The 14,427-nt window shown below is 66.2% G+C and carries 15 protein-coding genes and 1 tRNA gene; 6 read left to right on the forward strand and 10 right to left on the reverse strand.

The window, feature by feature from the left end; translation table 11 throughout:
- Complete coding sequence (locus ACE3N9_RS11530) at positions 1-1,206, reverse strand: MFS transporter (RefSeq protein ID WP_374283873.1); 1,206 nt, start codon at positions 1,204-1,206, stop codon at positions 1-3.
- Positions 1,207-1,388: 182 nt separating this feature from the next.
- Between ACE3N9_RS11530 and ACE3N9_RS11535 the strand changes: the two genes are divergently transcribed.
- From ACE3N9_RS11535 to ACE3N9_RS11545, 3 genes are all read left to right on the forward strand, one after another.
- Complete coding sequence (locus tag ACE3N9_RS11535; protein WP_374283874.1) at positions 1,389-2,303, forward strand: TauD/TfdA dioxygenase family protein; 915 nt, start codon at positions 1,389-1,391, stop codon at positions 2,301-2,303.
- Positions 2,300-4,012, forward strand: a complete 1,713-nt coding sequence (locus ACE3N9_RS11540) for an amidohydrolase family protein (protein WP_374283875.1) — start codon at positions 2,300-2,302, stop codon at positions 4,010-4,012. Before ACE3N9_RS11535 ends, ACE3N9_RS11540 begins: the two co-directional genes overlap by 4 nt.
- A gap of 519 nt (positions 4,013-4,531) precedes the next feature.
- Complete coding sequence (locus ACE3N9_RS11545) at positions 4,532-5,524, forward strand: hypothetical protein (protein WP_374283877.1); 993 nt, start codon at positions 4,532-4,534, stop codon at positions 5,522-5,524.
- A gap of 221 nt (positions 5,525-5,745) precedes the next feature.
- On the opposite strand, the gene ACE3N9_RS11550 is transcribed toward ACE3N9_RS11545, so the two are convergent.
- From ACE3N9_RS11550 to ACE3N9_RS11565, 4 genes are all read right to left on the reverse strand, one after another.
- Positions 5,746-5,821 (reverse strand) — tRNA-Lys (locus ACE3N9_RS11550).
- A gap of 87 nt (positions 5,822-5,908) precedes the next feature.
- Positions 5,909-6,406 (reverse strand): 2-amino-4-hydroxy-6-hydroxymethyldihydropteridine diphosphokinase, encoded by a 498-nt coding sequence (gene folK / locus ACE3N9_RS11555; protein ID WP_374283878.1) that lies wholly within the window; start codon positions 6,404-6,406, stop codon positions 5,909-5,911.
- A gap of 9 nt (positions 6,407-6,415) precedes the next feature.
- A complete protein-coding gene (gene aguB / locus ACE3N9_RS11560) occupies positions 6,416-7,267 on the reverse strand; it encodes an N-carbamoylputrescine amidase (RefSeq protein ID WP_374283880.1) in 852 nt (283 codons plus the stop codon).
- A gap of 13 nt (positions 7,268-7,280) precedes the next feature.
- On the reverse strand, positions 7,281-8,138 hold the full coding sequence (locus ACE3N9_RS11565) for a class I SAM-dependent methyltransferase (RefSeq protein ID WP_374283881.1): 858 nt from the start codon (positions 8,136-8,138) through the stop codon (positions 7,281-7,283).
- A gap of 120 nt (positions 8,139-8,258) precedes the next feature.
- Between ACE3N9_RS11565 and msrA the strand changes: the two genes are divergently transcribed.
- Positions 8,259-8,786 (forward strand): peptide-methionine (S)-S-oxide reductase MsrA, encoded by a 528-nt coding sequence (gene msrA / locus ACE3N9_RS11570; RefSeq protein WP_374283882.1) that lies wholly within the window; start codon positions 8,259-8,261, stop codon positions 8,784-8,786.
- On the opposite strand, the gene ACE3N9_RS11575 is transcribed toward msrA, so the two are convergent.
- Positions 8,783-10,012: an RsmB/NOP family class I SAM-dependent RNA methyltransferase gene (locus ACE3N9_RS11575; protein WP_374283883.1), complete on the reverse strand. Its 1,230-nt coding sequence runs from the start codon at positions 10,010-10,012 to the stop codon at positions 8,783-8,785. The genes msrA and ACE3N9_RS11575 overlap by 4 nt on opposite strands.
- A gap of 46 nt (positions 10,013-10,058) precedes the next feature.
- Between ACE3N9_RS11575 and ACE3N9_RS11580 the strand changes: the two genes are divergently transcribed.
- A complete protein-coding gene (locus tag ACE3N9_RS11580) occupies positions 10,059-10,229 on the forward strand; it encodes a DUF1674 domain-containing protein (RefSeq protein WP_374283884.1) in 171 nt (56 codons plus the stop codon).
- On the opposite strand, the gene ACE3N9_RS11585 is transcribed toward ACE3N9_RS11580, so the two are convergent.
- From ACE3N9_RS11585 to pdeM, 4 genes are all read right to left on the reverse strand, one after another.
- On the reverse strand, positions 10,226-10,717 hold the full coding sequence (locus ACE3N9_RS11585; RefSeq protein WP_374283885.1) for a PaaI family thioesterase: 492 nt from the start codon (positions 10,715-10,717) through the stop codon (positions 10,226-10,228). The genes ACE3N9_RS11580 and ACE3N9_RS11585 overlap by 4 nt on opposite strands.
- Before the next feature lie 43 nt (positions 10,718-10,760).
- Positions 10,761-12,164: an SLC13 family permease gene (locus ACE3N9_RS11590; RefSeq protein ID WP_374283887.1), complete on the reverse strand. Its 1,404-nt coding sequence runs from the start codon at positions 12,162-12,164 to the stop codon at positions 10,761-10,763.
- A 55-nt stretch (positions 12,165-12,219) separates the two neighbouring features.
- Positions 12,220-12,741, reverse strand: coding sequence for a translation initiation factor IF-3 (gene infC, locus ACE3N9_RS11595; RefSeq protein WP_374283888.1), 522 nt, complete (start codon positions 12,739-12,741; stop codon positions 12,220-12,222).
- 104 nt (positions 12,742-12,845) lie between these two features.
- Complete coding sequence (gene pdeM / locus ACE3N9_RS11600; protein ID WP_374283889.1) at positions 12,846-13,514, reverse strand: ligase-associated DNA damage response endonuclease PdeM; 669 nt, start codon at positions 13,512-13,514, stop codon at positions 12,846-12,848.
- A 46-nt stretch (positions 13,515-13,560) separates the two neighbouring features.
- Here pdeM and hemF point away from each other — a divergent pair, with 46 nt between their 5' ends.
- Positions 13,561-14,418, forward strand: coding sequence for an oxygen-dependent coproporphyrinogen oxidase (gene hemF / locus ACE3N9_RS11605; RefSeq protein ID WP_374283890.1), 858 nt, complete (start codon positions 13,561-13,563; stop codon positions 14,416-14,418).
- Positions 14,419-14,427 lie beyond the last annotated feature (9 nt).

A 14,427-nucleotide genomic window follows, 5' to 3' on the forward strand; every position in this document is an offset into this window, starting at 1 on the left:
TCAGTCGGTGCGGGGCGCGGGTAACAAGCCCATGATCAGCGCGCCGACCGTGCCCAGCGGAATGATCGCCATCAGGAACACGGCATAGCTGCCCGTCCGGTCGAACAGGTATCCGGCCAGCAGCGGCCCCAGGCTGGCCGAAATGGCCAGGACCGAAGTGAACAGCGCATAGATCGAGGTGAAGACCCTTGTGCCAAACGTGCGCGCGGCGATGAAGGTCACCACATCCATTTCCGCGCCGGTCGCAAAGCCGATCAGCACGGTCCCCAGCAGCGCCAGCGGCATCGACCCTTCGGCGTTGAGCAGCGCCACGGCGGCGAGCGGCAGCATCATAAAGACGCAGATCGCCAATGGCCGGGTCGGGAAGCGATCCAGCAGCCAGCCGACCAGCAACCGCCCGGCAATGGCCGCCAGCCCCAGCGCTCCGGCGATCCGGGCGGCGGTGGCCAGGGGCTGGCCGCTCGCCTTGATGATCGGCACCAGGTTCACCGTGGCGCCAAAGTAGGCACACGAGAACAAACCCCCGGCCAGCATCAGGCCCAGGAAGGTGGGAGAGCGCACGGATGCCAGCCAGGCCCCTTTGCCGCCGCCGGTTTGCTCCGCCGCTGCGCGCGGCGGATCGCGAAAGCCCAGCAGGAAGGTCGGCACCATCAGGGCGGCCCAGCCGGCGGCCAGCGCGAAAAAGGTCCAGCGCCAGCCGAACTGTTCCAGCGCCATCGCCGCCAGGATCGGCCAGGCGAAACTACCCAGGCCCACGCCCGACAAGGCGACCGCAATGGCCAGCCCGCGCGACCGTTGGAACCAGCCGACCACGGCGGAAATCCAGATCGTCTGGGTGACGAAGCCCTGGGCGGTGGCCATCACCAGGCACAGCGCCCACCATTGCCACAGCGGTTGGCCGACCGCCCCCAGCAGGCCCACGCTCAGCGTATAGGGCAACAGTCCCAGGATCGCGATCCGGCGGGGGCCATACCGGTCCGCCAGCCAGCCCGTGGCCGGCAGGATCACCAGGCCAGCCAGCATCTGCAGGAAGAAGGCCGATGAAAATGCCGTGCGCGACCAGCCCAGTTCGGCGATCATCGGCTCCATCAACACGCCGGTGGCGAACGCGAAGATCGTGCAGCCGGCAATGCCCAGCTGGCCAACCACGGCAATCGGCCAGCCCCGCGCCCATTCGCTGCCTTGCGCATTGGCCTGCATCGTCATGTCCGTCATCTCCCGTTGGCTTTTGACCTCACTTCGCCCGCGGTGGTGCGGGCGCGGGGTGCGCCTGTGCCGCGTATCTAGCAGCACCTGCCGGGGCGGCATCATGCAGATGGATGATGCGGATGCGCCGAATCGGGCGCAGATGACCCGCGAAACGACTTTGCATGCGGGAGAGAAACGAGATGAGCTTTACCTTGCGAGAGCTGGACGGCGGGTTCGGCCGGGAAGTGGTGGGATTGGATGTCGAAGGCGGGATTTCGCCGGAAACCGCCACCGCGCTGCGCAACACATGGCTGGAACACGGCGTGCTGGTGTTTCGCGGCATCGGCACATCGCCCGAAGTGCAGTTGGAACTGAGCCGCTGCTTTGGTGAGCTGGAACCCCATCCGATCGCGCAGTTCCGGCTGGAAGGCTATCCCGAACTGATCCTGCTGACGAACGAGGGCGGCCCGGTTGGCCCGGTATATGATTTCGATGGCGTGGCCACGACCCAGCGCATCCCCTGGCACACGGACCTGGCCTTTACCGCCACGCCCAATGCCGGCGCGCTGCTGCGGATGATCCGCAAGGTCGAAACGGGCGGCCAGACCGGCTGGCTCGATACCGCCGCCGCCTATGACGCGCTGGATGACGCGACCAAGGCCGAAATTGCCGATCTTGAAGCGGTCTACCTGTTCCGTGCCGGGCTTGAGGACATGCGCTTCAACCAGCAGGGCGGCACGCGCCTGTCCCCGCGCAAGGACAGCTATCCCCACTTCCCGCCGGTCGCCAATCCGCTGGTCTGGACCCATCCTGAAACCGGCCGCAAGGTGCTGAACGTCAGCACGCTGAACATCGAATACATCATCGGCCAGCAGAACGAACAGGGCGACGCGCTGATCCGGCGGCTGATCGAACATGCGCTCCAGCCGCGTTTCCAGTACATCCACGAATGGGAAAACAACGACATGGTGTTGTGGGACAACCGCCGTACGATGCACGCCGCGTTTGGCCATCCGGTGGACCAGATCCGCATCGTCCATCGCACCACGATCAAGGGCAATGTGGCGATGGGCCGGATCCTGCCCGAAACCGCCGAAGCGGGAGCCGCGGCATGAGCGCGTTCGACACTGTCATTCGCGGCGGCACGGTGGTTGACGGGACCGGCGCCGAACCGTTCGTGGCCGATGTGGCCATCGCCGAGGGGCGGATCGTGGCAATCGGTCCCGATTTGCCGGCCGGGGCCAACGAAGTCGATGCGCGGGGGCGGATCGTCACGCCCGGGTTTGTCGATGTGCACACCCATTATGACGGGCAGGTCACGTGGGACAACCGGCTCTCGCCGTCGTCCTATCACGGCGTGACCACGGCAGTGATCGGCAATTGCGGCGTCGGCTTTGCCCCGTGCCGCGGCGACGAAGCGTCCCGCGATGCGATGGTTCGCCTGATGGAAGGGGTGGAGGACATTCCCCATCCGGTGCTGACCGAAGGGCTGCCGTGGACCTGGGAGACCTTTCCCGAGTACCTCGATTTCCTCGCCTCGCGTCCCTACGACATGGACATTGCGGCCTATGTCCCGCACGCGCCGCTGCGTGTCTATGTGATGGGGCAGCGCGGTGCTGACCGCGAACCGGCGACGGCGGAAGACATTGCGGAAATGTGCCGCCTGCTGGACCAGGCGCTCGACCAGGGCGCGCTGGGCATCGCCACGTCGCGCAGCCTGTTCCACCGCTCCAGCGATGGCAAGGCGATCCCGACCTATCAGGCAGCCCAGGCCGAACTGCTGGCCTTTGCCGAAGTGCTGCGGGCCAAGGGCAAGGGCGTGTTCCAGATCGTCGAGGATATCCATGTCCCCGGCGCCAGCCTTGATGCGATGCGCGAACTGGCGCGGACGTCCGGCCGGCCGCTGACCTTCTCGATCGGCACCGGCAATACCGGCCCTTATGGCTATCCGCGTCTGCTGGATGAACTGGCCGCCGCCAATGCCGAAGGGCTGGTGATGAAGGGCCAGCTGATGCCGCGCGGGATCGGCATGATCCTGGGCTTCGAGCTGACGCTGAACCCGTTCTACACCACGGCCACTTTCGCCAGCCTGTCCGCCCTGCCGCTGCCGCAGCGGCTGGAACAGCTGCGCCGCCCGGAAATCAGGGCCGCGATCCTGTCGGAACCGGTCGATCCCGACCCCGCCCTGGTGCTGGGCCGCGCCGTGCGCGATTTCGAACACATGTTCCTGCTGGGCGATGAACCGGATTACGAACAGCCCCCCGAACGCAGCATTGCCGGACTGGCCAAGGCTGCCGGGGTTACGCCCGAGGAATTCGCCTATGACGTGATGATCGAGGGAGAGAACGGCGGGCTGCTCTATCTGGCGATGGCCAATTACGCCGATGGCAGCCTGGATGCGGTGGGCGAAATCCTGTCGCACCCTGACGTCGTGCTGGGGCTGGGCGATGGCGGCGCGCACGTCGGCACGATCTGCGATGCCAGCTTTTCGACCTTCGCGCTGACCCACTGGGCGCGCGACCGCCAGCGCGGCCGCAAGACCGTGGCCGACATGGTCCACCGGATGACCCAGGCCACGGCCCGGCTGATCGGGCTGGACGATCGCGGCGAACTGGCGGTGGGCAAGCGCGCCGACATCAACGTGATCGATCTGGACCGGCTGGCGCTCGGCGCGCCGCAGGTCTGCCACGACCTGCCGGCGGGCGGCCGCCGCCTGATCCAGCGCGCGAACGGCTATGACGTGACGATGATCGCGGGTGAAATCGTCGCGCGCGGTGGCAATCCGACCGGAGCCTTGCCTGGGCGCCTGGTCCGCGCGGCCTGAACCGGAGGGCCGGTATCTGGCAAGGCAAACGCACCCGGTGCAAATTTGCACCGATCGAATGGCAGCAATGTGAGCGTTTCCCGTCAACGGACAAGAGTCAGTTTCATGTCCGTTGGCGGGAACTCATGGGTTATCCCAGCGGGCTGAAACATGCTGCAAACGGACTAGCGCTCGACCGCGATTCCCGTTGACCTGCCAAACTTCGGACAGGTCGAGGCCGGCGTCGAGTGGCTCGGTGCGGGCGACGCCGAACGCGCTTGCCCTGCGAACCGCCCCGCGAAGCCATCGCTTTCGACTTCAGCTGCAATGTCCTCCCGGGTGTCGAAGCCCTTGGCTTCGATGCCGCGCCGCGCCTGATGGTGACCATAGCTCAACAGATGATATGCATCTGCTGATTTGGCAGATTGTATAAATTGCCGACAGTGTGGCACGGAGGGCGTCAACGGGCGCCCCTAGCCAATCGCGCCAGTGCAATGATGATCTCTAGAGGGCGGGCAACACATTGGGTCGGAGGGTGCCTTGGGAAAAACCGTTTATTTTCATATAGGAACGGTGAAAACTGGCAGCACGTTTCTACAAAAGGTGATGTGGGAAAACCGGTCCGCATTGCAGAACGATGGCTTGGATTATGTTCAGGTAACACCGCCGAAATTGCATTTGCCGCGCTATGCCAATGCCGATTTCTTGGATGATCCGTCGCTTCACCAAACTGCGCGCGAACTGATTGAATCCTCGCCTTGCGACCGGGTGGTGATCTCTGAAGAAGGCCTGTTCGGACGGCCGCAGCTGATGTTGGCTCCGATGTTTGATGGATTTCGAAAGGAGGTTGTTGTCTATGTCAGACAACCCGCCGAACTGGTCGCGTCCTGGGCTGCCGAGATGACCATGCCCTACAATGCCTTCACTGCTTCATTGCCTTGGCAGGCGGGCCTTCTGCCTTACGAGATGGCGATCCAGATGCTCTCGAATGTATATGCGGCCTGCATGGGACGCTGCTACAGCGTCTTCGCCCAAGGCGGATTTGAATCGATCACCGTTCGCCCGTTCGAGACCGCACAATTGGCTCGTGGCGATCTACTCGAAGATTTTCTTTCAGTTATCGGCATCTGCGCGACGTCGTTTCGCGAAAGTGCCAAATCGCACTTGTCCGACCACGTCAATTCTACCAGATCGCGCAAGTTCTATGATGTTTCCTTCCTCACCTGGAAGTACCTGCAAGATCGTGGCAGGGTTGAAGCGTTTTCGCACGATTTGGTCGAAGAGGTTTTCGCGGCCTGTCAGTCCGGCGATGAACGTTCCCCAATCGAGACGCTTGACGATGCAACGATTGAAGCCATTTCGCTCGAACTTGCGTTTGTCGAAGAAGATCTGGTGTATCGAGGCCTTGCTCGAGAGCCGTTTTTCCAGAACCGGTTCCCCAAAATATACGGAACCTCTCGCCATTCCGTTAAACCGGTTTCGGTTGAAGAAGTGGGTAAACTCGTAGAGTTGCTCGTTCGGCGGTCTCATTGACTATTGATGAATTGGTCAGTTTGAGCGCCCGCGATTTGGCTGGGGCGAGCACTTGCTGGATTGATTGGGCCGGTTCGGACCTGTTGGCTCTATTGTCCCTGTCGGCCTCGCGTTATCCTGCGCCCCAAGGCACCTGACCAACACGTTCTGGCCTGCGCAAACCAAGGGTGTGTTGCTCAGGGCAATGCTTACCTGGCGCTTGCTGAAGGCAGATTCTAGTATGGTGAGCCCTGCTGGGTTCGAACCAGCGACCTACTGATTAAAAGTCAGTTGCTCTACCGACTGAGCTAAGGGCCCTGACCACGGCTGCGCGCTTAGGGGGCGCGGGCGGCGGGGTCAAGCATCGGGTGTCAGGGCGCGCTCGCCTGGTAGTGCTTGCGCTGGTCAATCCGCTCGCAGGCGTCCTGGCTTGGTCAGCCGCGCAGCCAGCTGGCGCAAGGTGCGATGGCTGACCGGGTCGCGCCACTGTCCGGCGATGGGCAGGGCTGGGCCGAGGACGAACGCGCGCTCGCGGAACAGGGCATGGGGCACGGTCAGTCCGGGCGAAGACCAGCAACCGCCGCTCCACAGCACGATGTCAAGATCGAGCACCCGGCTCGACCAGCGCTGGCCCGATGCGGTGCGCCCGAACGCGCGCTCGATGTGCTTGAGCGCGGCGAGCAGCTCGGGCGGGGACAGCGGGGTTTCGACCGTCACCGCGCTGTTGGCATAGCGCCGCAGCGAGGGACCGATCGGATCGCTGCGGATCACCGGCCCGCGCGCGCGCACCGCAATGCCTGCCTGATCGAGCGCGGTCAGCGCCGCCGCCAGCACCCGTTCGGGCGAGCCGTGGCGATGGTGCCGCCGGTTCGAGCCAAGGGCGATCAGGTAGCGCTCGCCCATCGGGTACGCTCAGATGTCCTGGGCGATGCGGGTGTAGAGCTGCGGACGGCGATCGCGGAAGAAGCCCATCCCGGCGCGGTGGGTGGCGGCCCGGGCCAGGTCGAGCGTGTGGACCAGCACCCCGGTTTCCGCAGCGCCGAATTCGGCGACCAGATCGCCCCATTCGTCGCTGATGAACGAGTGACCATAAAAGCGCTGCCCGTCTTCGGTGCCGATGCGGTTGGCGGCGATGACCGGCATGCAGTTCGACACGGCATGGCCCTGCATCGCGCGGCGCCACATCCGGCTGGTGTCGAGTTCGGCGTCATAGGGCTCGCTACCGATCGCAGTGGGATAGAGCAGCACTTCGGCGCCATGCAGCGCCATCACCCGCGCGCATTCGGGATACCACTGGTCCCAGCAGATCCCCACGCCCAGCTTGTGGCCAAAGGCGTCCCACACCTTGAACCCGTCGTTGCCGGGGCGGAAATAGTACTTTTCCTCGTACCCCGGGCCGTCGGGAATGTGGCTCTTGCGGTAGGTACCCTGAATCTGCCCGTCCGGGTCGATCCAGGCCAGCGTGTTGTAATAATGATGCCCGTCGCGCTCGAAGAAGCTGGTCGGGATCGCGACCTTCAGCTTGGCGGCCAGCGCCTGCATCGCCCGGACCGAGGGATGGTCCTGCGTCGGGCGGGCCAGCGCGAACAGCGCCTCGTCCTCGACCTTGCAGAAATAGGGGCCGGAAAACAGCTCGGGTGGCAGGATCACCTGCGCGCCCCGGGCCGCGGCCTCCTCGACCAGCATCGAGACGGCGACGATGTTCTCTGCCTCGTCTTGCGATCCGAGCGGCAGTTGCAGGGCGGCGACGGTGAGATTGGTCATCCGCCGCCCATTATCAGGCGCGCTTGCGGAACAAAAGCGTCATCCGGTCGGATTCGCCGATCGCCTGGAGCCGCGCCCTGGCGGCATCGTCCTTGGCCCCGCGCAGCGACGGCGGCAGGCTCCAGACGCCATCGGCATGGTTGGCCGGGTCCTTGCGGTTGGCATTGGCCTCGCTCTTGCCGACGAAAGTGAAGCCGTGGACTTCCATGAACTTGATCACGTCTGCCTCGCGCAGATAGCCGTTGGCGCCATTGGCATAGGCATAGGGCGCGTCGGGGCGGGCGCGGTGCTGTTCGATCCCGATCATCCCGTCGGGCTTAAGCAGCTCGCGCAGCGCCTTGATCTCGCGGTCGGCGATGTTCATGCGCATCATGTTGTGCATCGCGCGCATCACCAGGATGCGGTCGAAGGTGCCCTTTTCCGCCGCAGGCACTGCATCAAGCGTATGGGCCGCGAAGCGCTCTGCCGGCAGGCCCGACCAGGTGGCGACATCGGCGGGATACTTGGCCGCGCCATCGCGGATGTTCTGCTGCGTCTTTTCATTGAACGCGCCCGAAGTGGGATCGTAGTAGAGGCCGACAAGCTTGCCGCGTTCGCCCAGGTACAGTCCCAGCAGGCGCGAATACCACCCGCCGCCGGGGGCATATTCGCCCACCTTCATGTCGGGAGCGACGCCGAAGAAGGCCAGCGTTTCGGCCGGGCGGCGATACTGGTCGCGAGGGCGGTCGCTCTCGCGCAGGGGGTGGGCGACGGCCTTGGCCAAGGCGGCGCGGGCTTCGGCGGTGACGGCCACGGGGGCCTTGGCGGCCGCGGCGAGCGGCGCGGCGGACAGGGCCAGCGCGCTGGCCGCAAGGGCAATGACGAGACGCATGAAAGGGTTCTCCCGCATGTCTTTTGGTGCTGGCGGGGAAACTAGGCAGCGGCCCGGCGATGACAAGGCGGCCCTTTGTACCTATTTGTCGCAGGCAATCAGATAGAAGGTGATCGAACCATGGCTCAGGCAATCCTCGCAGGTGGCTGCTTCTGGTGCACCGAGGCGGTCTTCCGGCAACTGGCCGGGGTGAGCGAAGTGGAAAGCGGCTACATTGGCGGCACGGTGCCAGACCCCAGCTACAAGCAGGTCTGCACCGGCGATACCGGCCATGCCGAAGCGATCCGCGTGACCTATGATCCGGCGGTGATCGGCTATGCCGACTTGCTCGACGTGTTCTTCGCGACCCACGATCCGACCCAGCTCAACCGCCAGGGGGGCGATGTGGGCACCCAGTACCGTTCGGCCGTGTTTCTCAACGAGGACAGCCCGCGCGGCGAAGTGGAAGCGGCGATCGCCCGCGCCCAGGTCGAGCGCGATGCGCCGATCGTCACCACCATCGAAGGTCCGGCCACCTGGTATCCCGCCGAGGACTATCACCAAGAGTACTGGGAAGGTGAAGGGCAGCGCAATCCCTATTGCCTGGCGGTGATCCCGCCCAAGCTGGCCAAGCTGCGCAAGGGGTTTGCCGAGCGGCTGAAGGGCTAAGCGCGCCAGCGCGCGACGAAGAACCCGTCCAGTCCGCCGACCTCGGCCAGCATGCCGGGATCGGTGCGCAGCCAGCCCTGCGCGGTGGGGGCAAGCCCCTGCGGCAGGTCTTCGGCGCGAATCGGATCTGGGGCCAGCGCAACGCGCATGGCCTGCTCTTCGCCCTCGGCCGGTTCGAGCGAGCAGGTGGCATAGACCAGGCTGCCGCCCGGGCGCACCCAGCGGGCGGCGCGGTCCAGCAACTGGCCCTGCAATTCCGCCAGTTCGGCAATCTGGCGCGCGCCGATGCGGTGCAGCACGTCCGGGTGGCGGCGGCAGGTGCCGGTGGCGGTGCAGGGAGCGTCGAGCAGCACGGCATCGAAAGCGGCGTCCGGCTCCCACGCCAGCGCATCGGCCGTGACCAGATCGGCGGTCAGGCCAACCCGGTCCAGGTTGGCGTGCATCCGCTCAAGCCGCTTGGCGCTGGTGTCGAGCGCGGTGACCTGCCAGCCTGCGGCGGCCAGTTGCAGCGTCTTGCCCCCCGGCGCGGCGCAAAGGTCGAGCACGCGGCGGCCCTGGCCCGCGCCCAGCAGCCGGGCGGGCAGGCTGGCGGCCAGGTCCTGGACCCACCAGGCGCCCTCTTCGTAGCCGGCCAGGTTCTCCACCGCCGTACCGCGCGGCAGGCGCAGGTGGCCGGGGAGCAGTGACTGGCCGCCAAGCCGCTCGGCCCATTCGGCTGTTGTCGCCGGATCGCGCAGGGTCAGGTCAAGTGGCGGCAGATCGGCGAGCCCGGCGGCAATCGCCTCGGCCCGCGCGCCCCAGCGTTCGGCCACGGCAGGCGGCAGGGTGGGCTGGGCCGGCAGCGCGACCTGACGGCGCACCAGTGCGGCAAACACCCCGTGCGCCAGCCGGCGGGGGCCGCCCGACAGCAGGGGCAGCGCGGTGGCAATCACGGCATGGGGCGGGGTTTCCAGCCGCAGCCAGCCCGCCAGCATCAGCCGCAGCACGCTGCGCGGCTTGGCATCGGGGGGCAGGATCTGGCGCGTCGCGCTGTCGATCAGCGCATCGAGGTCGGTCAGCCAGCGCAGCGCCTCGCCCGCCAGAGCGCGGGCGAGCGCCTTGTCCGGGGCGCTGCGCAGCCCCTGTAATGCGCCATGCGCCGCTTGATCGAGCGTTTCGCCGCGATGCAGCACGGCATCGAGAAGCCGCAGCGCCGCCTTGCGGGCGGGAAGTCCCGGAATATCCATGCCGCAGCCTCTAGACGCGAAGCCCGGCAATAGCCAGATAGGGCCCATGACCAAGCGCGCCACCCAACGCCCCGCCCCGTTCCAGAAGCCCGCGCACTGGACCAACGAGCCCGTGCCCGCGCCGCAGCAGGGCAAGGGTGAGGCCGACGATCCGGCCGGGCTTTCCCCCACCCGCTATGGCGACTGGGTGAAGGACGGGATCGCCGTCGATTTCTAGGCGTTCCGCTTCAACCGCTTGATCGTGCCAGAGAACGCCAGCACGGCGCGTTCGCCTTCACTGATCAGCCCGCGCACGAAGACCAGGCTGCCGCCCGCGCGGACCACTTCGCCGCGCGCGGTCAGCAGCTTGCCTGGCTCTGCCCCGCCGACGAATTCGCAGTTCATCGTCACCGTCACGCCGTGGACCGACGTGCTCATCCCCCCGGCGATCATGAACAGGGCATAGTCGGCAAAGGTCATCAGCGCGCCGCCGTGGATGTTGCCGCCGCCGTTGCGGTTCTTGGCTTCGGGCATGAATCCGCAGACCACCGGGGCATCCGGCCCTTCACCTTCGGGCTGGCAATAGAACGGCCCGGCGTGCTCCTCGAAATCGTCGACCGGTTCCCAGTGGTACCAGCCCGCCCAAGGGCCTTCGCGGATCAGCGCCAGGCCGGGGCGCAGCGGGAGATCGTCGGCTTGCAGCTTGTCATGCGGGGTGTCGCTCATGCCCATGGCCACAGCAGATCGCGCGCGGCCATGCAAGCGCGGATCAGTGCAGCGCCGCGACCGCCCAGACCACGCCGACGATCAACAGCGCACCCGCCAGATCCAGCCACAGCCCGGCGCGCAACATCCGCCCCATGGTGATGTGCCCGGTGGCCCAGGCCAGTGCGTTGGGGCCGGTTCCGGCCGGCAGCATGAAGCCCCAGGTCGCGGCGAAGGCGGCCGGCAGCGCCAGCAGTACCGGATCGGCGCCCAGCGCCACCACCAGGGCGGCAACCACCGGGATGATCGCGCTGGCCGCGGCGATGTTGCTGGCGAATTCGGTGACCAGGATGACGAACAGCACCAGGATCAGCGCGACCAGCGGCAGCGGCACGGCGGACAGGGGCAGCATCATCTTGCCCAGCCAGTCGGTCAGCCCCGAAGCGGTCATGCCCATGGCCAGCGCCAGCCCGCCGCCGAACATGAAGACGATGTCCCACGGCACGCGGTTGGCTTCCTGCCAGACCAGCATCGGCCGGCCGGTGCCATCGGGCAGCAGGAACAGCGCCAGCCCCACGGCGGCGGCGATGGTACCATCCGTCAGCCCGCCCTTGGGGAACAGACCTTCCAGCCACGGCTGCGCGATCCAGGCGAGGAAGGCCAGTGCGATCAGCGGCATCAGGCGCTTTTCAGGCGTGGTCCAGGCGGCGGAATGGCCAATCGCGGCGCGGGCACTGACGGGGTCGAAATCGTCCTCGTGCAGGCGCTGGACCCGGGCGATGATCCAGGCCGCCAGCGGCACCGCCAGCAAGACCAGCGGCACGCCATAAAGGCTCCATTCGAGGAAGGTGATACGCTGGCCAACGCCCTTTTCGATCATCGCGGCGGCAATGGCGTTGGTCGGCGTGCCGATCATCGTTGCCAGTCCGCCCAGCGAAGCGGCAAATGCGATACCCATCGGCAGCGCTCCGGCGATGCCATTGGTCTCCCCTTCCTTGACCCCACCGGCGCGCAACATGGCAAGGCCCATCGGCATCATGATCAGCGCGGTCGAGGTGTTGGAAATGATCGAGGAAATCAGCGCCGTGGCGGTCATCACCCCCAGCAGCAGTTGCCACGGGCTGGCCCCGGCCAGCCCCATGATGAACAGCGCCAGCCGCCGGTGCAGCCCGGTGCGCTCGATCGACAGCGCCAGGAAGCCCCCGGCGATGAACAGGAACAGGATCGGTGAATAATAGGCCACCGCCGTCTTGTTGGCATCGGCGATTCCGCCCAGCGGCAGGACCAGGAACGGCAGCAGCGCGGTAACCGCCAGCGGCAGGGCCTCGGTCATCCACCAGGCGGCCATCCACCACACCAGTCCGGCAGCGGTCCAGGCCATGTCGGGCATGCCCGCCGGTGCGGGCAGGACCTGGGTGGCGACGAAGCCGACAATGCCAAGCCAGAGGCCGATGCGGCGTGCGGTCATCCTCGCTCCCCCCGGATCGGGCGGGGGCACTTTCGCCCCCTGGCCCGCGGCGCCTTTACTTGGGCGAGATCACCATCAGCATCTGGCGACCTTCCATGCGCGGATAGCTTTCGATCTTGGCGATCTCGGCCACGTCTTGCTGCACGCGGCGCAGCAGGTCCATGCCGATCTGCTGGTGCGACAACTCGCGCCCACGGAAGCGCAGGGTGATCTTCACCTTGTCGCCTTCGCCAATGAACTTGTTCACCGACCGCATCTTCGTATCATAGTCATGATCGTCGATGTTCGGGCGCATCTTGATCTCCTTGATCTCCTGCGTCTTCTGGGTCTTGCGGGCGAGGTTGGCCTTCTTCTGCGCTTCGTAGCGGAACTTGCCGACATCGAGGAACTTGCACACCGGCGGGTCGGCGTTCGGCGACACTTCGACCAGGTCGAGGCCGGCTTCGGCCGCCTGTTCGATCGCTTCGCGCGTGTACATCACGCCAAGGTTCTCACCTTCTTCGTCAATGACGCGGACCTTGTCCGAGGTGATCATGTGATTGTAGCGCGGCCCGCTCTTCACGGGGGGCGTCATCATGCGCCGGGGTGGGGGTGCTATGTCGTAGTCTCCTGTTGCGGCAAAAAGCCATCGCGCGCGTCCTTAATCCGAATCGCGCCTAGGGGAAAGGGTTGAAACGCGGGTTAAGCCGCTCGCCACAGCGGGTACTGCACCAGCCGCCCTTTGGCCGGAAGCAAAGCATCGACCACGCTGGCCGGTTGCAGTGCCGCAATGATCGCGGGATCGGCCGCATCCATCCCGCCGGTCAAGGCGCCGAAGGCCGGCAGCACCAGCTTGCGCTCGCTGCGTACCCAGCATGGCCGGGCCACGGTGCGCCCGCGTGCATTGACGCGCAGGCGTGGGTGCCAGTGGCCCGACAGCTCGGGCCGCGCTTCGCCCGTCACGGCCTCGTGCCGCAGCACCAGCCCGGCGAGTTCCAGTTCCGGCAGCGCCGCGCCTTCGCCCACCACGCCCTGGTCGTGGTTGCCGGTGATCCACACCCAGTCGGTCGCCCGGACCAGCGCGGCCAGCATACCGGCGGCGTGCGGCTCCAGCCGGGCCGCGCCGTCCACGTCATGGAAATTGTCGCCCAGGCACAGCACCCGCCGTGCGCCCGTTTCGCGGATCGCCACGGCTATCCGTTCCAGCGTCTCGCGGCTGTCGTAGGGGGGCAGGAGTTGCCCATGCCGGGCAAAGTAGCTGGCCTTTTCCAGATGCAGGTCGGCCACCAGCAGCGCCTGCTCCGCCGGCCAGTAGAGCGCGCGCGGGCCCGCCAGCACCAATTCCTGCCCTGCGAACGAAAAGGGAACCATGGCTTTCCCTTGCCGCAAGCCGAATTGCTTGGCAAGGGCTGGGACCATGACCGACTGGACCCCTTATACCGCCCGCGCCAAGACCTGGTTCGAGGAACTGCGCGACCGGATCTGTGCCGAATTCGAAAGCATCGAGGCCGAAATGGGCAGCGCCGCGAAGTTCGAATACACCAGCTGGAACCGCGAGGAGGAAGGCAATGCCAACCCCGGCGGCGGCACGCGCGGGGTGATGAAAGGCCAGGTGTTCGAGAAGGTCGGGGTCAACGTGTCCACCGTCCACGGCCAGTTTGCGCCCGAATTCGCCAAGACGATCCACGGCGCGGGGGCGGATAGCCCGGGTTTCACCGCCACCGGCATCAGCCTGGTCGCGCATATGGCCAACCCGCACGTGCCGGCGGTGCACATGAACACCCGCTTCCTGACCACCAGCAAGGCCTGGTTCGGCGGCGGCGGCGACCTTAACCCGCCGCTGCCCTATGCCGAGGATACCGAGGAGTTCCACGCCGCGTTCAAGGCCGCCTGCGACGCCCACGACGAAGGCTATTACCCGCGCTTCAAGGCCTGGGCCGACGACTATTTCTACATACCGCACCGTCAGGTCCACCGCGGGGTTGGCGGGATCTTCTACGATCACCTCGAATGCACCGACGAAGCGCAGTGGGAAGCGAACTTTGCCTTCACCCAGGACGTCGGCCGCGCGTTCCTGGACGTGTTCCCAAGGCTGGTGCGCCGCCGCATGCGCATGGCCTTTAGCGAGGCGGAGAAGCGCCAGCAGCTTGAGTGGCGCGGGCGCTATGCCGAATTCAACCTGGTCTATGATCGCGGCACGCTGTTCGGCCTCAAGACCGGCGGCAACATCGATGCGATCCTGATGAGCCTGCCGCCCGAAGCTGTGTGGAGCTGATTTGGCCGC

It is taken from the genome of Novosphingobium sp. (assembly GCF_041905565.1).
Classification (GTDB): Bacteria; Pseudomonadota; Alphaproteobacteria; order Sphingomonadales; family Sphingomonadaceae; genus Novosphingobium.